Genomic DNA, 18657 nt, shown 5'->3' with positions numbered 1-18657 from the left:
CATGGGCCGGTAACGGCACTCCAGCGATGGAACCATGCGCCCCCGGTTAACCCCCGGGGGCTTTTGTTTTTCTGGCGACAGCACGTCGCAACACAGGTGGAGACGACAATGACGCGCGAAATGCCCAGTGAACTGGAAATGACTGGCGCACAGATGGTGATCCAGGCCCTGCGCGAACAGGGTGTAGATACCGTATTCGGCTATCCGGGTGGAGCCGTCCTACCCATCTATGACGCATTGTTCCAACAAAACGAAATCCGGCACATTCTGGTGCGCCACGAACAAGCCGCCGTCCACGCAGCCGAGGGGTACGCCCGATCGACCGGCAAGCCCGGTGTGGTGCTGGTGACATCGGGCCCGGGCGCGACGAACGCCGTCACCGGCCTGACCGACGCGCTGCTTGATTCGATCCCGCTAGTTGTCATGTCGGGTCAGGTCGCCACCTTCATGATCGGCACCGACGGCTTTCAAGAGGCTGACACAGTCGGCATCACCCGCCCCTGCACCAAGCACAACTGGCTGGTGAAAGACACGTCCGACCTGTCGCGTACCCTGCACCAAGCCTTCCACGTCGCCACCACCGGCCGCCCCGGCCCCGTGCTGATCGACATCCCCAAAGACGTGCAATTCGCCACGGCCACCTACACCCCGCGCGATACGGTGCAGCAGCGCTACAACCCGCGCCGCAGCCCGAGCGAGGCCGCCATCGCCGAACTGGTGACCATGATCGAGCGCGCCAAGCGCCCCGTGTTCTACACCGGCGGCGGCGTCATCAATTCGGGCCCGCGCGCCAGCCAACTGCTGCGCGAGTTGGTGGGCGAAACCGGCTTCCCGATCACCTCGACCCTGATGGGTCTGGGCGCCTATCCTGCCTCGGGCAAGGCGTGGCTAGGGATGCTGGGCATGCACGGCCTGTATGAAGCCAACATGGCGATGCATGACTGCGACCTGATGATCAACATCGGCGCGCGGTTCGATGACCGCATCACCGGCCTCGTGTCGGCGTTCAGCCCCAACTCGCGCAAAGTGCATATCGACATCGACCCCTCGTCGATCAACAAGGTCATCCGCGTTGATGTCGGCATCGTGGGCGATGTGGCCGACGTACTGGAACAAGTGCTGGCCCAATGGCGCGCCCGCGGCAGCAAGACCGATGCCGCCGTGCAAACCAAATGGTGGCCCGAAATCGCCGCGTGGAAACAGGTCGACTGCCTGCACTACGAACAATCGGGCAAGGTCATCAAACCGCAATACGCCCTGCAGCGCTTGCAAGAGCTGACAAAGAAGTACGACCGCTACATCACGACCGAGGTCGGCCAGCACCAGATGTGGGCCGCACAGTTCCTGCACTTTGACGAACCTCACCGCTGGATGACCTCGGGCGGCCTTGGCACCATGGGCTACGGCTTCCCCGCCAGCATCGGCGTGCAGATCGCCCACCCCGAGGCGCTGGTCATCAACGTCGCGGGCGAGGCTAGCTGGCTGATGAACATGCAAGAAATGGGCACGGCGATGCAATTCGGCCTGCCGGTCAAGCAGTTCATCCTGAACAACGAACGCCTTGGCATGGTGCGCCAGTGGCAGCAACTGCTGCACGGCGAGCGGTATTCCCAAAGCTGGTCGGAAAGCCTGCCCGATTTCGTTAAACTGGCCGAGGCCTTCGGCGCCAAGGGCATCATCTGCGACGACCCCGACACGCTGGATGACGCGATCATGGAAATGATCACCACCCCCGGCCCCGTCATCTTCGATTGCTTGGTGGCAAAACACGAAAACTGCTTCCCGATGATCCCGTCGGGCAAGCCGCATAACGAAATGCTGTTGGGCGATGCCTCGACCGTCGGTGCGATCACCGGCGCAGGCGCGATGCTGGTATAAGGGGGAACAAGGAATGTCCGCAATGAAACTCAGCAGCGATTCCGTCAGCCATTCGGTCTACAACCTGTCGGGCACCGAAAGCGCCGCCGAACGCCATACCCTCAGCGTGTTGGTCGAAAACGAACCGGGCGTGCTGGCGCGCGTGGTGGGCATGTTCTCGGGGCGCGGCTACAACATCGAAAGCCTCACCGTAGCCGAGGTCGACCACCTCGACAAACGCTCGCGTATTACGGTGGTCACATCGGGCACGCCGCAGGTGATCGAACAGATCAAGGCGCAGCTGGGCCGCATCGTCTCGGTCCACGCGGTCAATGACCTGACGGTCGAGGGCAACGCCGTCTCGCGCGAATTGGGGCTGTTCAAGGTCGCCGGCAAAGGCGAGGCCCGCATCGAGGCCCTGCGTCTGGCCGAGATCTTTCGTGCCAATGTGGTCGATAGCACGCTGGACAGCTTCGTCTTTGAAATCAGCGGCGCCCCGACCAAACTCGACGCTTTCGCCGACCTGATGCGCCCCCTGGGCCTGGTCGAGATGGCCCGCACCGGCGTCGCCGGCCTGAAACGCGGGGCAAAGTAAACCTTCCCCAACGGAAGAATTCCCACTATCGTCATGGGCAACCCCCTGTAAAACAGGTTGCCCATGACAAACACATCCACCACGCGCGCGCTGCTGCCGTGGCGCAACATTTCCATAACATCAGCCATTGCCGGCATCGCCCTGATTATCGGGCTGATCATGGCCTATCGTGGCAGCGGCACCGCCGTTGTCTTTGGGTGGCTGTTTGTCGCCCTTGCCATATGCTTCCTGCTTGGCACCTTGTTCACCATTATCAGCGCCCTCAGCGGCAAAGGGATGGAGATTTTCTCGGACACGGTTGTCTGGGGTCTGATCGCCATTACAACACTGATCGCCGCCGTTCTGGCGCTGGGCAACATCCATGGCTGGCTGTGGTGGCTGCCGGCGCCTTGGGTCTTTGTGATGGGACTGCTGGCGCGGCGCTGGCCCAAGCTGGCCCCCTTTGCTGTGGCGCTGGGCCTGTGGGGGGCCAGCTTCGGATTCTTGCCGGGCTACACCTCTCCATCGCGCTGTCAAACACCGTGAACGCGGTCATTGCCACGATCATCGCCATCGCCGCGTTTTTCCTGCTTCACCAGCTGCGCCGCCGCTAACGGCCCTAGCGCTTCCCCAGCCGCCATGCTTGGATACCAAGCATCATCTGGGAGAACGCCATGGCACCGCAAAAAATCATCATCGACACCGACCCTGGCCAAGACGACGCGCTGGCCATTCTGCTGGCGCTGGGGTCGCCCGCCGAGATCGAAGTGCTGGGCATCGTCGCCGTCGGCGGCAACGTCCCCCTTGCCGCGACCAGCCGCAACGTGCGCGTCGTGCTGGAACTGGCAGGCCGCACCGATATTCCGGTGTTCGAGGGACATTCCGGCCCCATGGTGCGCACTCTGGCCACGGCCGAACATGTCCACGGCGCCACCGGCCTTGACGGGGCCGACCTGCCCGAACCCACCATGCCGGTGCAAGCGCAGCACGGCGTCGATTTCATCATCGAAACTCTGCGCCGCGAACCTGCGGGCACGGTCACGCTGTGCACCCTCGGGCCGATGACCGACGTCGCCCAAGCCTTCCGCCGCGCACCCGACATTATCGCCCGCGTCAAGCGCGTCGTCCTGATGGGCGGCGCGTATTTCGAGGTCGGCAACATCACCCCCGCCGCCGAATTCAACATCTGGGTCGACCCCGAGGCCGCCAAGGTCGTCTTCGACAGCGGCGTGCCGCTGACCGTGTTGCCGCTGGATGTGACCCACAAAGCCCTGACCACCCGCCCCCGCGTGCAGCGTTTCCGCGACATGGGCACGCGCCTTGGCGATGCGGTGGCAGGCTGGCTGGATTTCTTTGAACGCTTCGATACCGCCAAATACGGCTCGGACGGCGGCCCGCTGCATGACCCTTGCGTGATCGCATGGCTGATCCAGCCCGACCTGTTCACCGGCCGCGACATCAATGTCGAGATCGAAGTGCAGTCCGAACTGACCCGTGGTATGACGGTAGCCGACTGGTGGCGCGTCTCGGGGCGCGCGCCCAATGCGCTGTTCCTCGGCGATGTGGATGCCGATGGCTTCTACGCCCTGCTGACCGAACGGATCGGAACCCTGTAAATGCAACCGCCCGCCTATACCGCCCTACCTGATCGGATGTATGCGCCCCAGCGCCCCACACCCGTGCCAGCCCCGCGGCTGATTGCCTTTAATCAGCCGCTGGCCGATGAACTTGGGTTGACGATCAGCGTGGACGAAATGGCGGGCAACGCGATCCCTGCAGGCACCACCCCCATCGCACAGGCCTATGCGGGGCACCAATTCGGCAACTGGAACCCCTACCTCGGCGATGGCCGCGCGGTGCTGCTGGGCAGCGCGGGCGGCAAAGACATCGTGCTGAAGGGCGCGGGGCCAACCCCGTTCAGCCGTCAGGGCGACGGGCGTGCCGCCCTCGGCCCCGTGCTGCGCGAATATATCGTGTCCGAGGCGATGCACGCCCTCGGCATCCCCACCACCCGTGCGCTGGCGGCACTGGAAACCGGCGCCCGCGTGCAGCGCGAAATGCCGCTGCCCGGCGCCATTCTGGTACGCGTCGCCAGCAGCCACATCCGCATCGGCACCTTCCAGTTCTTCGCCGCGCATCAAGATGTTGATGCCGTGGGCGCCCTGCTGGAACACGCCTGCGACCTACACTACCCCGATGCGCAAAACGCCCTCGACTTCCTGCACGGCGTCATGGCGCGGCAAGCGCATCTGGTCGCGCAATGGATGGGGATCGGCTTTGTCCATGGCGTGATGAACACCGACAACATGGCCGTCTCGGGCGAGACGATCGACTTCGGCCCCTGCGCCTTTATCGATGGCTACAATCCGAACGCGGTGTTTTCATCCATCGACACCTACGGCCGCTATGCCTATGGCAACCAGCCCAACATCGCGCATTGGAACCTTGCGCAGCTAGCCACCTGCCTGCTGCCACTGATGCCCAACCCCGAAACCGCCCGCGCCGAAATGCAAGAGGCGATCAACGCCTTCCCCGCGCTCTACGAGGCCGCGTGGCTGGAAGTCTTTGGCGCAAAGCTGGGCCTGACCCTGACCGAGGACACCCGCCCCATCGCCACCCGCCTGCTAGACCTGATGGCAGAAGACGGCGCCGATTTCACCAACACCTTCGCCACCCTGCCCGAGGCCCGCGACCAATTCGTCAACCGCGCTGGTTTTGATGCGTGGCAGCGCGACTGGCTGGCCCTGAACCCCGACCTGACTGCCCTGCGCAACCCGCAAGTCATCCCGCGCAACCACCAGATCGAACAGGCCATCTACGCCGCGCTGGCGGGTGACGAGGCGCCGTTCCACACCCTGCTGGCCGCCGTCACGCAGCCCTTCACCCCGAACCCCACCTACGCCGCCCCCCCAACCGAGGACGAACGCATCACCCGCACCTTCTGCGGCACATAAAAAAAGCCCCGCAAACGCGGGGCTTTTTCCTTATTCGGTGACGCGCACCGATGTCATCACATCAGGCGTTCCATCGACCGACCCGTTGGACGCTTGCGAGCCCTTCTTGATCGCATCGACCACATCCATACCCTCGGTCACGCGACCCACAACGGTATACTGCCCGTTCAGGAAATCGCCGGGCGCGAACATGATGAAGAACTGGCTGTTCGCACTGTTCGGATCTTGCGCGCGGGCCATGCCGACAACGCCGCGCTCGAACGGAACGTCTGAAAACTCGGCGGGGATGTTCGGCAGATCGGAACCGCCAGTGCCGGCGCGGCGTATATCACCGTCCAGACGCCCGTATTGCACATCACCCGTCTGCGCCATGAACCCGTCGATCACGCGGTGGAACACCACGCCATCATACTTGCCCTCGGCGGCCAGCGCAGTGATCTGCGCGACGTGCTTGGGGGCGACATCGGGCAGCAGCTCGATGGTGATGGTGCCGTTGGCCTCGCCCGCGACATCAATCTGCAAGCCGACTGCGCCGGCAGCCGAGGCGACCAGCGACAGGGCTACGCCTGCCAGCAGCTTACGCAACATCAGCCGCAACCTTGACCGAGATCATACGATCGGGGTTCGCAGGCGGCTCGCCGCGCGCGATTTTGTCGACGAATTCCATGCCCGAAATCACGCGGCCGTACACAGTGTACTGGCGGTTCAGGAAGTGGTTGTCGCTGAAGTTGATGAAGAACTGGCTGTTCGCGCTGTGCGGGTTCATCGAACGCGCCGCACCCAGCGTACCACGGTCATGCGGCAGGGCCGAGAATTCCGACGGCAGATCGGGCAGATCCGAACCGCCCGTGCCAGCGCGGCGGGCGTCGTAGCTGGGGCTTTCCATGTTCGCATGTTCGACATCGCCGGTCTGCGCCATGAACCCTTCGATCACGCGGTGGAAGGCCACGTTGTCGTATTTGCCGGCACGGGCCAGCTCTTTCATGCGCTCGCTGTGCTTGGGCGCAACATCGGGCAGCAGCTCGATAACGACAGGGCCGTCTTTCAGCGTGATGATGATGGTGTTTTCGGGATCTTTGATCTCGGCCATGGCTGGCTCCTTTTACGGTCGACTGACGCAGATATGGCGCTTGACGCGCGCCAAGGCAACCATGCTGCGTTGACCTAGTATCGCGGTTCATGCACTTGTTCGCGCAGGAATAACCCAAGGGGGGTAAAAAATGGGCTGGAAATCGCTTTCTCAGATGGACCTGAACGGCAAAAAAGTGCTGCTGCGCGTGGACATCAACGTCCCGATGGAGGGGGACCGCGTGCTGGATACGACGCGGATCGACCGCATCGTGCCGACGATCAAGACGATTCAGGCCATGGGTGGGCGCACGATCCTGCTGGCCCACTTTGACCGGCCCAAGGGCAAGGTCGTCCCCGAAATGTCGCTGGCGCGCGTGCTGCCCGCACTGTCGACCGCGCTGGGGCAACAAGTCGCGTTCGCCCCCGACTGCGTCGGCCCGCAGGCCGAGGCCGCCGTCGCCGCCCTGCCCGCCGATGGCGTGCTGCTGCTGGAAAACACCCGCTTCCACGCGGGCGAGGAAACGAACGACCCCGCCTTTGCCGCCGCGCTGGCCAGCTTGGGCGATGTGTATTGCAACGATGCCTTCAGCGCCGCCCACCGCGCCCACGCCTCGACCGAAGGGGTCGCCCACCTGCTGCCCAGCTGCGCGGGCCTGCTGATGGCAGAGGAACTGTCTGCCCTGGAATCGGCGCTGACCAAACCCGAACGCCCCGTTGTGGCCATCGTGGGCGGGGCCAAAGTGTCGACCAAACTGGACTTGCTGTCGAACCTGATCACCAAGGTCGACTATCTGGTCATCGGCGGCGGCATGGCCAACACGTTCTTGGCCGCCAACGGCGCCGATGTCGGCAAATCGCTGTGCGAACATGACCTGGCGCAAACCGCACGCGACATCACGGCCAAGGCGGCAGGCGCAGGCTGCACCATCGTGCTGCCGACCGACGTCGTCGTCGCCCACGAATTCAAGGCGAACGCGGCCCACGAGACCGTCGCCGCCGATGCCTGCCCCCCCGATGCGATGATTCTGGACGCAGGCCCCGCCACCGTCGCCGCGCTGGCGCAAATTTTTGCCAAGTGCAAAACGCTGGTCTGGAACGGCCCGCTGGGCGCGTTCGAACTGACCCCGTTCGATGCCGCCACCACCGCCGCCGCACAGGCCGCTGCCGCCCTGACGCGCGACGGGCTGCTGGTCAGCGTGGCAGGCGGCGGCGATACCGTCGGCGCGCTGAACCACGCGGGCGTCGCCGATGACTTCACCTATATCTCGACCGCCGGCGGTGCTTTCCTTGAATGGATGGAAGGCAAAACGCTGCCGGGCGTCGCGGCTTTGGGCTAAAGTCATAAAACTGACAATGGGTTGGCGCTAACACAATTGCGCCAGCCCGTTTGCTTTTCTATGGCTGGGCCGAACCGTTCCTAAAGGGGCCATGCCACCATGAAGACCACGCGCATCGTTCAGAATATCCTGAAAAACTACGAAGGCGAAAACGCCGGTGTGAAGGGCAACCTTGCCCGCATCCTGATGGAAGGCAAGCTGGGCGGCACCGGCAAGCTGATCATCCTGCCCGTCGACCAAGGGTTCGAGCACGGCCCCGCCCGCAGCTTCGCCCCGAACCCCGCAGGCTACGACCCCCACTACCACTACCAACTGGCGATCGACGCAGGCCTGTCCGCCTATGCCGCCCCCCTCGGCCCGCTAGAGGCTGGCGCCGACACCTTCGCCGGCCAAATCCCGACGATCCTAAAGGTGAACTCGGCCAACTCGCTGATGTCGGACACCGCTGGCAAGAACCAAGCGATCACCGCATCGGTCGATGATGCGCTGCGCCTTGGCTGCGCGGCCATCGGGTTCACCATCTATCCCGGCTCGGACATGGCCCTCGATATGTTCGAAGAAATCGTCGAGATGCGGAAAGAGGCCGCCGCCAAAGGCGTCGCAACCGTCATCTGGTCGTACCCCCGTGGCGAGGCTGTGACCAAAGACGGCGAAACCGCCATCGACGTTGCCGCCTATGCCGCGCATATCGCCGCGCTGTTGGGCGCGCATATCATCAAAATCAAACTCTCGACCGACCACCTGATGCTGCCCGAAGCCAAGAAGGTCTACGAGAAAGAACAGATCCCCGTCGCCACCATGACCGAGCGGGTGCAGCACTGCGTGCAATCCTCGTTCAACGGTCGCCGCATCATCGTCTTCTCGGGCGGCGCGGCCAAGGGCGCGGATTCGGTCTACGACGACGCCCGCGCCATCCGCGACGGCGGCGGCAACGGCTCGATCATCGGGCGCAACAGCTTCCAACGCTCGCGCGAAGATGCGCTGGCCATGCTGAACACGCTGGTCGACATCTATAAGGGTAAGGCATAACCCGCACCCTTCGGCAAAGGCGGGCGCAATGCCCGCCTTTTTCGTTTCTGGAATTCCTTTTCCAGCGCAGTCGTGGCACAGTGCGCGCAGAAACCGCTGTGACACCGCCATGAAAAAATCCCGCCCGGCCTTTAGCATCATCTTTTTCGGCGCGGCCTTTACGGCTGGGCTGTATTTCATGTTTGCAGCCATTCAGGGCGATTACGGCGTCTTCCGCAGGGTTGAACTCAATGCCGAGGCAGACGCCCTGCGCGCCGAACTGGGCCAGCTGCGGGCCGAACAATCGCAACTTGAAAACCTGACGCGCCGCCTGTCTGACGCCTACCTCGACCTTGATCTGCTGGACGAACGGGCCCGCAACGTACTGGGCTATGTCCGCGCGGACGAGGTGGTTCCGCGCTGATCGCCTCTTGCCTCTCGCAATTTCCGCGCGGATACTATAAAGATCGTTCAACGTTGAACTATCCCGCATTTCACGGGAACCTGATCGCAAGGGGAGAAGACCCGCAATGGCCACACGCAAAGCTGCCACTTCGGCAAGCGACGTCAAACCGAAGTCGAACGTCGCTGTCGAAGACCTGTTGAAATACTACCGCGACATGCTGCTGATCCGCCGGTTCGAGGAAAAGGCAGGCCAGCTGTATGGCATGGGGCTGATCGGCGGGTTCTGCCACCTGTACATCGGCCAAGAAGCCGTCGTCGTCGGGCTGGAAGCTGCGGCCGGCGAAGGTGACAAGCGCGTCACATCCTACCGCGACCACGGCCAGATGCTGGCCAGCGGCATGGATCCCCGCGGCGTGATGGCCGAGCTGACCGGCCGCGAAGGCGGCTATTCCAAGGGGAAAGGCGGCTCGATGCACATGTTCAGCAAAGAGCGTCACTTCTACGGCGGCCACGGCATCGTCGGCGCGCAGGTGCCAATCGGCGCGGGTCTGGCCTTTGCCGACAAATACCTTGGCAACGACCGCGTAACCTTCGCCTATTTCGGTGACGGCGCCGCGAACCAAGGTCAGGTGTACGAGACGTACAACATGGCCCAGCTGTGGGATTTGCCGGTGATTTTCGTCATCGAAAACAACCACTACGCCATGGGCACCTCGGTTCAACGCTCGACCAAATCGCCATCGCTGTGGAAGCGCGGTGAAGCTTACGGCATCACTGGCGAAGAAGTGGACGGCATGGACGTTCTGGCCGTGCGCGAGGCCGCCGACCGCGCCGTCGCCCACTGCCGCGCGGGCAAAGGCCCCTATATTCTGGAAATGAACACCTATCGCTACCGCGGCCACTCGATGTCCGATCCGGCGAAATACCGCTCGCGCGATGAAGTCCAAAAGATGAAGGACGAGCGCGACCCGATCGAACAGGTGCGCCAAATTCTGCTGACCGGCGGCCATGCCACGGAAGATGATCTGAAAAAGATCGACGCCGACATCAAAGCCATCGTGAACGATTCGGCTGAATTCGCCAAAGAAAGCCCCGAGCCCGCGCTGTCCGAGCTCTGGACCGATATTTACGCCTAAGGGGAAACCGAAAATGGCAATCCAAATCCTGATGCCCGCCCTTTCCCCCACAATGGAAGAAGGCACGTTGGCCAAATGGCTGGTGAAGGCGGGTGATACCGTCAAGTCCGGCGACATTCTGGCCGAGATCGAAACCGACAAAGCCACGATGGAATTCGAGGCCGTCGACGAAGGCGTGATCGGCGAACTGCTGGTCGCCGAGGGCACCGAGGCCATCGCCGTCAACACCGCCATCGCCACCTTGCTGGCCGAAGGCGAAGACGCGAGCGCAGCCCCTGCACCTGCCGCAGCGCCAGCAGCAGCACCGGTCGCAACAGCAGCCCCCGCAGCAACCCCTATTGCAGCCACCCCCAAAGCCGCCCCCGCCACCTTCGCCCCCGAATGGCCCGAAGGCACGCCCACCAAAACCATGACCGTCCGCGAAGCCCTGCGCGAAGCGATGGCCGAGGAAATGCGCGCCGACGACACCGTCTTCCTGATGGGCGAAGAAGTCGCCGAATACCAAGGCGCCTATAAGGTCAGCCAAGGCCTGCTGGACGAATTCGACGCCAAGCGCATCATCGACACCCCGATCACCGAACACGGCTTTACCGGCATCGCCGTCGGCGCGGCGTTCGGCACACTGCGCCCGATTGTCGAATTCATGACCTTCAACTTCGCCATGCAGGCGATTGACCAGATCATCAACTCGGCCGCGAAAACGCTGTATATGTCGGGCGGCCAAATGGGCGCGCCGATGGTGTTCCGTGGCCCGAACGGCGCGGCCGCCCGCGTGGGCGCGCAACACAGCCAAGATTACGCCGCATGGTACAGCCAGATCCCCGGCCTGAAAGTCGTGATGCCTTACACCGCAGCCGACGCCAAAGGCCTGCTGAAATCGGCCATCCGCGACAATAACCCTGTGATTTTCCTCGAAAACGAAATCCTCTACGGCCGCAGCTTCGACGTGCCGCAGGTCGATGACTGGACCGTGCCGATCGGCAAGGCCCGCATCGCCCGCGAGGGCAAGGATGTGACGCTGGTGTCCTTTGGCATCGGCATGACCCACACCCTCGCCGCCGCCGAAAAGCTGGCCGAACAGGGCATCGACGCCGAGGTGATCGACCTGCGTACCATCCGCCCGATGGACACTGAAACGATCCTCGCCTCGGTCCGCAAAACGAACCGCTGTGTCACGGTCGAAGAAGGCTGGCCGCAATCGTCGGTGGGGAACTTCATTTCGTCCGTCATCATGATGGAAGCGTTCGACTACCTCGACGCGCCTGTCATCAACGTGACCGGCAAGGATGTCCCCATGCCCTACGCAGCCAACCTTGAAAAGCTGGCGCTGGTGACCGTCGACGACGTCGTCGAGGCCGCCCGCAAAGTCACCTATCGCTAAGGGAAACGCGCAATGTCGATTGAAATCCTGATGCCTGCCCTGTCCCCCACGATGGAGGAAGGCACCATTGCGAAATGGCTGGTGTCCGAGGGCGACACCGTCAAATCCGGCGACATTCTGGCCGAAATCGAAACCGATAAGGCCACGATGGAATTCGAGGCCGTCGACGAAGGCGTCATCGGCAAGATCGTCCTGCCAGCAGGCAGCGAAGGGGTGAAAGTCAACAGCCTGATCGCCATTCTGCTAGAAGATGGCGAGACTGAGGTTGCCGCCCCCAAGGCCGCGGCCCCCAAAGCCGAAGCTGCGCCGACACCGGCCCCCGTTACGGCGGCCGCGCCCGTCGCAGCACCGGTTGAAAAGGGCGAGCGCGTCTTCGCATCGCCCCTTGCCCGCCGCATCGCCGCCGACAAGGGCCTTGACCTGAACGCCATCGCGGGCAGCGGCCCCCATGGCCGCATCGTCCGCGCAGACGTCGAAAACGCAACTGCCGCGCCGAAAGCCGCTGCAGCCGCCGCGCCTGCACCAGTTGCCGCCACACCGGCAGCATCCAGCACCGCCGCCGAACAGATCCTGAAGATGTATCAGGGCCGCGACTACACCGAGATCAAGCTGGACGGCATGCGCAAGACCATCGCCGCCCGCCTGACCGAGGCCAAGCAGACCGTGCCGCACTTCTACCTGCGCCGCTCGGTCAACTTGGATGCGTTGATGGCCTTCCGCGCCGACCTGAACGCAAAACTGGGCCCGCGCGGCATCAAGATCTCGGTGAACGATTTCGTCATCAAGGCCTGCGCCACCGCGCTGCAACAAGTGCCGAAAGCGAATGCGATCTTTGCCGGCGACCGCATCGTGCAGATGAAGGCGTCGGACGTGGCCATCGCCGTCGCGGTCGAGGGTGGCCTCTTCACCCCCGTCATCCGCGACGCGGACAGCAAAAGCATCTCGGCCCTCTCGCACGAGATGAAAGATCTGGCCAAACGCGCACGCGACAAGAAACTGCAACCCCAAGACTATCAGGGCGGCAGCTTCTCGATCTCGAACCTCGGCATGTTCGGCGTCGAGAATTTCGACGCCGTGATCAACCCCCCGCAGGGCGCAATTCTGGCTGTCGGCGCGGGCATCAAAAAGCCCATCGTGGGTGAAGATGGCGAAATCACCACCGCCACGCTGATGTCGCTGACACTCTCGGTCGACCACCGCGTGATCGATGGTGCGCTGGGGGCCCACCTGCTGACCGCGATTGTCGAAAACCTCGAAAATCCGCTGACGATGTTGGCATAAGCAAAAGGCCGGGGAGCTTCCCCGGCCTTTTCAATTTCAGCGACAGATCAAGCCGCTTTCGCCTTTAAAAGCTTTTCCGTCAGTGCGGAAATAACAATCGACGCTACAACGCAGAACGTAAATAGATACATTCCCCACCCGACGCGCACTTCACCCACACCCATACCCTTAAAAATCAGCACATAGAGCGATAGCAGAAAAATATCGGCCATTGCGAACTTGCCGATCCAAGACATTAAGGGCGCCAGCTTTGCGTCCATCAGACCAAACTGCACCATGGCGATCCCCAAAATCTTTAGTATGGGGAAGAAAATTGCAGCGGCTGTCACAATCAAAGCCAATCCCGGCGAGGATGACCACAGCGAAGACAATCCGGAAACGATGGTCACTTCACTTAGCTCGAACAAGGTTCGATTAGGCCATCGGAAGGTAATCGGCTTGAATAACCCTGTGTAGAGCAGCGGTACAAACCACGAAATCGGGAATAGCACCAACAACGACAGATTAGCTATTTTAAGATATTTCAATTTTCAGAAACCCTGCAGAATAGACTCAGAACTCTTTCTGCAAAGTTGAATTTATTTCAAACACACTGTGTCGCTGCAACGTAATACTTACCCGCGCGTATAAAATTCGCAACGGGCTTTTTTTTCGCGCGGCCGACAAGAGAATTCATTCCCCGACCGCCTCGAACCCCTGATCCATCTGCGAGGCAGGCTTTGAACAGCCCCCTGTGCCCACGACTTTGGCCGGGACCCCCGCCACGGTCACACAATCGGGCACATCTTTAAGCACCATCGAGCCTGCTGCGATCCGTGAGTAATCACCGACGTGGATATTCCCCAAAACCCGCGCGCCCGCCCCGATCAGAACCCCGTTGCCGATCTTTGGGTGGCGGTCGCCGTCGTGCTTGCCAGTACCGCCCAGCGTCACGTCATGCAGCATCGACACGTCATCGCCCACAACCGCCGTCTCGCCAATGACGATGCTGTGACCGTGGTCAATCATCAAGCCGCGCCCTATCCGCGCGGCGGGGTGGATATCGACGGTGAAGACCTCGCTCATGCGCAGCTGGATCAGATAGGCCAGCTCGTGGCGGCCCTGATCCCACAGCCAATGCGCGATACGATAGCTTTGAATCGCCAGATAGCCTTTAAAAAACAGCAGCGGCTGTAACAGGCTGTGGCAGGCGGGGTCGCGGTCGAAAACCGCCTGCATATCGGCCCGCGCGGCCTGCGCGATGCTGGGGTCGGCGGTAATCGCCTCGTCGGCGATCTCGCGCAGGGCTTGGGCGGAGATCTCGGCATTGCCCAGCTTCATCGAAATGCGATACGCCAGCGCCCGCTCGAAGCTTTGCTGATACAAAATACCCGCGTGAATGATGCTGCCCAGAATCGGCTCGCCCGCCACAGCCTTTTCGGCCTCGGCGCGCAGTTGCTGCCAAAGTGGGTCGCATTGGGCGATTTGGGGGCGAGGCTGGGCCATGGCGTCCTTCGGGGGTGGTTTCTTCCCTCAGCTAGGCAGTTTTTGGGAAAAATGAAAGGCCGCAGTGGCCAGTGCCGATAAATACAGCCTACCCTGCGCCCCCGCGGGCACGAAATGGCCCAAGCGTTGCGACAGAACCAGCGCCATAACCGACCCGTCGCCCCAATCAGGGTGGATGCGTTGCGTGGCGGCCACATGGGCGCGCGCGGCGGCCAGGCGAAAGTCCATCTCGCCCAGTGCGCGGCCCCAGTCGGCTTGGGGGCGCGCCAGTAACCAGCGCGCCGCCAAATCGATATCGCCCAAATGCGGGGTCACAGCGCCAGATCCACGACCAGCGCGGGGCCGGCACCATAGGCCTGCGACAGTTGCGCAACCTCGACCGTAATGGGGCCGGATGCGGCATCGGCGGTCCGCATCGCGGCGGTATAGGTGAAGGCCGGGCTGCCCACGACCACATCGCGCAGCACGCTGCCGCCTTGCAACAGACGCAGGCGGTAGGCTTCGGCATCCTCGGCCAGCGGCACGTCGAGGCCGTCCCAACTGTCGCCGCCGCTGCGCGTACGGCGCTGCCAGCCCAGCGTCACATCACCGCCGCTGCGCGTGCTGCGCAGGTGGCACGGCGCATAGGGGCGCAAGGCGATGCCCGCAAAGGCGCGTGTTGCGCTGCGCCATGTGCGGTCGGTCGTCGGGCGCTGTGCGGGGCCCCACAGCCAGTCGCGCGCGACACCGCGCGGGGGCGCGGGCAGCGATGCAACGTGTTGATCCAGCAAGATGAACCGCGTGCCTACCGGCCAGACGGGGGGCATGATGCCATCGGTGCCGCCTTGGCCGCGCAGGCGCAGAGTCAGGGCGTATTCCTGCGGGCCGACCAGCTCGGCCCCGGCGAACTGGAACACTTCCCACACATCGCTTTCGCCATCGCCCAGCGCGGCAAGGTTCGCGCCATCCAGCAGCGCGGCAAGGCTGGCCCCGCCAAGGTCGCCCGAGATGAGTTTGACGCGCAGCGCAGGGCCACGGTCGAGCACCCCTGCACGGGCGGCGGGCAGCGGGGTCAGCGTTTCGCCAACGACGCTGGGGCTGCCGACGCGGGCGACCGTGGCGGGGGTTGCGCCAGCGGCGGCGCTTTGGACGACGACCTCGCCGGGCCAGGTCGCGGATGTCAGCGCGATATGGGCGGCCACGCCGTCCTCGGATGGCAGGTCGAGGAATGTCGCTGCGACGGGCATGGGCGGCGCGTAGGCGGCGGGTTGTTCGATGTCGGCCAGCACGTCGTGCCGCTGATAAAGCGTGTCCGAAACGCGGGTGGCGGTGACGGCCAGATGGTGGCCGCGTTCCATTTGGTCGATGCGCAGATCCATATCGGCCACGCGCAGCACGTCGCCGACCTGCAGCCAGCCGCGTGACGGGGGCAGCGCGAGGGTTGCCGTTTCGCGGGCAAGGCGCGATTCCGCTAGCCAGCGCTCGGCCGCGGCTTTGGCGTCGGCGCGGGTCATCAGCAGGGGCAGCTCGCTTTGCGCCACGGTATCGGCGCGGGCGTCGGGCAAGACGGCGTCGGCGGCGCCGGTGGCGAAGTCACCCTCGGCGGCGATGAAGGACACGCGGACTTGGCCCGCCATTTCGGCCTCGGGTTGGCGGGTCAGGATCAAGGCCGCAGTGTCGGGATCGGTCTGCACCAGCTCATCTGGCGACACGGTCAGCACGGGGCGGCCGTGGCGGGTTTGGAAGGTGAAGGTGCCGTCTTTCGACACTGCATCGAACCCGTGCGAGAGCATGAGCGGTTGCAGCGCGGCGCGGCCCGTAGTGACCTGATCCAGCGCGTAGCCGTGGACTGTTCCCCACAGGGCGCTGGTGTCGACGGGGCCCATTTGCGCGCCTGTGCAGATTTCGCCCACCAGCGACTGCAACGCGCGCCCGCCCGCACGGCCGTTCAGCCAGTGGCCACGGTCGTAATTTGTGCCGTCAGACCACAGGTTTTGGCGTGCGGGGAACCACGGGAACGGGCGCGCGTCCCAGGCCCAGACGTGGGCGTAGTCCATCTCGATCATCGGACCGTCATAAAGGTCGGATGGTGGGTTGTTGGCGGGGTCAGCATAGTGTTGGGTCAGCGCGCGCAGGTATTGCAGCTGGATGAAGTCATCCCGCAGGCCGTTGGAATAGTAAGGCAGCGCGGATTCCGATGATTTCGGATCGAGGAATTTGTTGGGTTGGTTGGTGCCTTTGTCGATAGCCGCGCAGCCGATTTCGGTGAAGCGGATGGGTTTTGATCTTGGCTGCCACGGGCTGGCCGCGCCGACATCGCCGTCAACGCGGTTGAAGTGGGCGTTTGACCACCAGCCGAGGATATCCTTCATGCGCCACATCCATTCCTGCCCGTAACCATCTGTTATAGGCGTGCGAATTTGTGCATCGCGCGATTCATCACTGGCATAGAACCAGTCGTACATCTCGCCGCCGGCGACGTTGCTGCGCAGGTAGTCGAGGTTGTAGATCGCGCCTGCGGCGGCGTCGGCATGGGCCGTGCCGTCGCGCCAGTCAGACAGCGGCATGTAGTTGTCGATGCCGATGAAGTCGATCGCCTCGTGCGCCCAGAGGGGGTCGAGGTGGAAGTATTTGTCGCTGGTGCCTGCGGGTTGGGTGCCGTGGTACTCGCTCCAATCCGCGGCATAGCTGATTTTGGTGTCGGGGCCGAGGATGGCGCGGACGTCGGTGGCCAGTTGGCACAGGGCATCGACCGCCGGAAAGCCGGTGGCGCCGCGGATTTGGGTCAGCGCGACCATTTCCGATCCGATGCAGAAGCTATCGACGCCGCCCGCAGCGGTGCACAGGTGGGCGTAGTGCAGGATGAAGCGGCGCAGCGACCATTCGGCGGGGCCGGTATAGTGCAGGCGCGTGCCATCCCAGCGGAAGTCGCTGGGGGCGGCGGTTCCGAAAAAGGCTGCGACCTGCGCATCGGCGGCGGCGGTGCCGTGGGGGCTGTTGGGCAGGCCGGGGGCGAGCGCTGTGGTAATGCGCCCGCGCCACGGCATGGCGGGCTGGCCTTCCGTCCCCGTCCACGGGTTCGGCAGGGTGTTGTCGGCCTGTTGGTCCATCAGGATGAAGGGGTAGAACATCACCTCTTGCCCGCGGGCGCGGATGGCGCGGATGGATTGGATCACCGATGTATCACCCGGCGTGCCGCCATAGACCGGCGCGTCGTTCAGGCGCGGCACCGTGGCGGCCTGCGCGCGTGTGATGCCGCCTGCCCGCCACGGCTGGGTCGGGGCGTCAAAGGGGGTTTGTTCGACTTTGGGCTGCACGGTGCAGTGCCCTGCCCGCAGGTCGTCGCCGAACCACGACACCACCAGCGAGACGGATTTGACGCGCGGCAGTTCGGTGTTCATTTGGTCGAGCGACGTCATCAGGTCGCTTTTGCCGCTGGGGCTGTTTTCGTTGACGGTTTCCTGATGTGCATAGGAATAGTGCAGCGCGACCGGTTCGGTGGCCAGCGCGTATTCGCCCGTGCCGGGGATAAGCGCGACGGATTGGACGACGCCGGCCCAGCTATCGTCGCGGGTGGTGTCGTTGCGGATCACCTCGAAGTTGAATTGGGGGACGCGGTTGCCGAAGGGGGCGAGGTCGAGGTCCTCGATCAACACATAGGCGGTGCCACGATAGGCGGGCGCGTTGTCTGGCCCCTCAACCGCGCTGATGCGGGGGTCGGGCTGTTGGGTCGCGTCGCCGTGGTAGAGGCGCAGGGTCATGCTGGAGGGGGCGATCTCGGTCCCGTCGGCCCAGATGCGGCCGATGCCGTTGATCGGGCCTTCGCACAGCGCGATGGCGAGGCTGATGGTGTAGCTGTAGGCAGTGGTGCCCGGTTGGCCTTTGCCTGCGCGGGTGGTTTGGCTGGTTTCCATGAAATTGGTGGCCCAGATCACCTGCCCCGCGACGCGCATGCGGCCGTAGATGCGGGCCATGGCCGCGCCTTCGGATGCGCCGGTAATGCGCAGGCGGTCGACGCGGCCGGTTTCGACGGGATCGGCGCTGCCGCCCAGCAGGCGTTGATCGATCATGCGGCCTGCGACGGCACCGACGGCGCGACCGATGACCATGGACGACAGGCCCAGCGCGCCGCCGCCGATTGTGCTGCCTGCGGCGGCCCCGACGGCCGAAAGAACGAGAGTTGCCATGG

General features: G+C 63.6%; 17 protein-coding genes. 11 read left to right on the top strand and 6 right to left on the bottom strand.

What is annotated here, in order from left to right:
• Positions 1–108: 108 nt before the first annotated feature.
• The 5 genes from BVG79_RS04710 (at position 109) to BVG79_RS04690 (ending at position 5385) form a co-directional block, all read left to right on the top strand.
• On the top strand, positions 109–1878 hold the full coding sequence (locus BVG79_RS04710; protein ID WP_085785871.1) for an acetolactate synthase 3 large subunit: 1770 nt from the start codon (positions 109–111) through the stop codon (positions 1876–1878).
• A 13-nt stretch (positions 1879–1891) separates the two neighbouring features.
• Positions 1892–2452, top strand: a complete 561-nt coding sequence (ilvN, locus tag BVG79_RS04705; RefSeq protein WP_085785870.1) for an acetolactate synthase small subunit — start codon at positions 1892–1894, stop codon at positions 2450–2452.
• A gap of 63 nt (positions 2453–2515) precedes the next feature.
• Positions 2516–2977: a hypothetical protein gene (locus tag BVG79_RS04700; RefSeq protein WP_085785869.1), complete on the top strand. Its 462-nt coding sequence runs from the start codon at positions 2516–2518 to the stop codon at positions 2975–2977.
• A 128-nt stretch (positions 2978–3105) separates the two neighbouring features.
• A complete protein-coding gene (locus BVG79_RS04695) occupies positions 3106–4047 on the top strand; it encodes a nucleoside hydrolase (RefSeq protein WP_085785868.1) in 942 nt (313 codons plus the stop codon).
• Positions 4048–5385, top strand: coding sequence for a protein adenylyltransferase SelO (locus BVG79_RS04690; RefSeq protein ID WP_085785867.1), 1338 nt, complete (start codon positions 4048–4050; stop codon positions 5383–5385). It abuts the gene before it with no gap.
• 30 nt (positions 5386–5415) lie between these two features.
• Here BVG79_RS04690 and BVG79_RS04685 read toward each other — a convergent pair whose 3' ends face one another.
• The gene (locus BVG79_RS04685) at positions 5416–5973 is read right to left on the bottom strand and encodes a peptidylprolyl isomerase (protein ID WP_085785866.1); all 558 of its coding nucleotides are present in this window, start codon (positions 5971–5973) and stop codon (positions 5416–5418) included.
• A complete protein-coding gene (locus BVG79_RS04680; RefSeq protein WP_085785865.1) occupies positions 5963–6475 on the bottom strand; it encodes a peptidylprolyl isomerase in 513 nt (170 codons plus the stop codon). Before BVG79_RS04680 ends, BVG79_RS04685 begins: the two co-directional genes overlap by 11 nt.
• 130 nt (positions 6476–6605) lie before the next feature.
• Between BVG79_RS04680 and BVG79_RS04675 the strand changes: the two genes are divergently transcribed.
• The 6 genes from BVG79_RS04675 to BVG79_RS04650 all read left to right on the top strand — a co-directional run bounded on the left by BVG79_RS04675 (position 6606) and on the right by BVG79_RS04650 (position 13004).
• Complete coding sequence (locus BVG79_RS04675) at positions 6606–7793, top strand: phosphoglycerate kinase (RefSeq protein ID WP_085785864.1); 1188 nt, start codon at positions 6606–6608, stop codon at positions 7791–7793.
• Between the two features lie 99 nt (positions 7794–7892).
• Complete coding sequence (locus BVG79_RS04670) at positions 7893–8822, top strand: class I fructose-bisphosphate aldolase (protein ID WP_085785863.1); 930 nt, start codon at positions 7893–7895, stop codon at positions 8820–8822.
• Positions 8823–8931: 109 nt separating this feature from the next.
• On the top strand, positions 8932–9225 hold the full coding sequence (locus BVG79_RS04665) for an FtsB family cell division protein (RefSeq protein ID WP_085785862.1): 294 nt from the start codon (positions 8932–8934) through the stop codon (positions 9223–9225).
• Positions 9226–9331: 106 nt separating this feature from the next.
• Positions 9332–10342: a pyruvate dehydrogenase (acetyl-transferring) E1 component subunit alpha gene (gene pdhA, locus BVG79_RS04660; RefSeq protein ID WP_085785861.1), complete on the top strand. Its 1011-nt coding sequence runs from the start codon at positions 9332–9334 to the stop codon at positions 10340–10342.
• A gap of 13 nt (positions 10343–10355) precedes the next feature.
• Positions 10356–11723 carry a pyruvate dehydrogenase complex E1 component subunit beta gene (locus BVG79_RS04655; RefSeq protein ID WP_085785860.1) on the top strand — a complete coding sequence of 456 codons (1368 nt, stop codon included), beginning with the start codon at positions 10356–10358 and terminating at the stop codon, positions 11721–11723.
• A 12-nt stretch (positions 11724–11735) separates the two neighbouring features.
• Positions 11736–13004, top strand: coding sequence for a pyruvate dehydrogenase complex dihydrolipoamide acetyltransferase (locus BVG79_RS04650; RefSeq protein WP_085785859.1), 1269 nt, complete (start codon positions 11736–11738; stop codon positions 13002–13004).
• A gap of 47 nt (positions 13005–13051) precedes the next feature.
• Here the strand turns inward: BVG79_RS04650 and BVG79_RS04645 are convergent, their stop codons facing one another.
• The 4 genes from BVG79_RS04645 to BVG79_RS04630 form a co-directional block, all read right to left on the bottom strand.
• Positions 13052–13531 carry a paraquat-inducible protein A gene (locus BVG79_RS04645; RefSeq protein ID WP_085785858.1) on the bottom strand — a complete coding sequence of 160 codons (480 nt, stop codon included), beginning with the start codon at positions 13529–13531 and terminating at the stop codon, positions 13052–13054.
• A gap of 145 nt (positions 13532–13676) precedes the next feature.
• Positions 13677–14489 carry a serine O-acetyltransferase gene (gene cysE / locus BVG79_RS04640; protein ID WP_085785857.1) on the bottom strand — a complete coding sequence of 271 codons (813 nt, stop codon included), beginning with the start codon at positions 14487–14489 and terminating at the stop codon, positions 13677–13679.
• A gap of 27 nt (positions 14490–14516) precedes the next feature.
• Entirely contained in the window at positions 14517–14804 is a 288-nt protein-coding gene (locus tag BVG79_RS04635) for a DUF7742 family protein (protein WP_085785856.1), read from the bottom strand.
• Complete coding sequence (locus tag BVG79_RS04630; protein ID WP_085785855.1) at positions 14801–18655, bottom strand: baseplate multidomain protein megatron; 3855 nt, start codon at positions 18653–18655, stop codon at positions 14801–14803. Before BVG79_RS04630 ends, BVG79_RS04635 begins: the two co-directional genes overlap by 4 nt.
• Between the last annotated feature and the right edge of the window lie 2 nt (positions 18656–18657).

Origin of the sequence: Ketogulonicigenium robustum, from assembly GCF_002117445.1 — a bacterium.
GTDB lineage: Bacteria > Pseudomonadota > Alphaproteobacteria > Rhodobacterales > Rhodobacteraceae > Ketogulonicigenium > Ketogulonicigenium robustum.
This window is presented reverse-complemented; position numbering and strand designations above follow the sequence as displayed.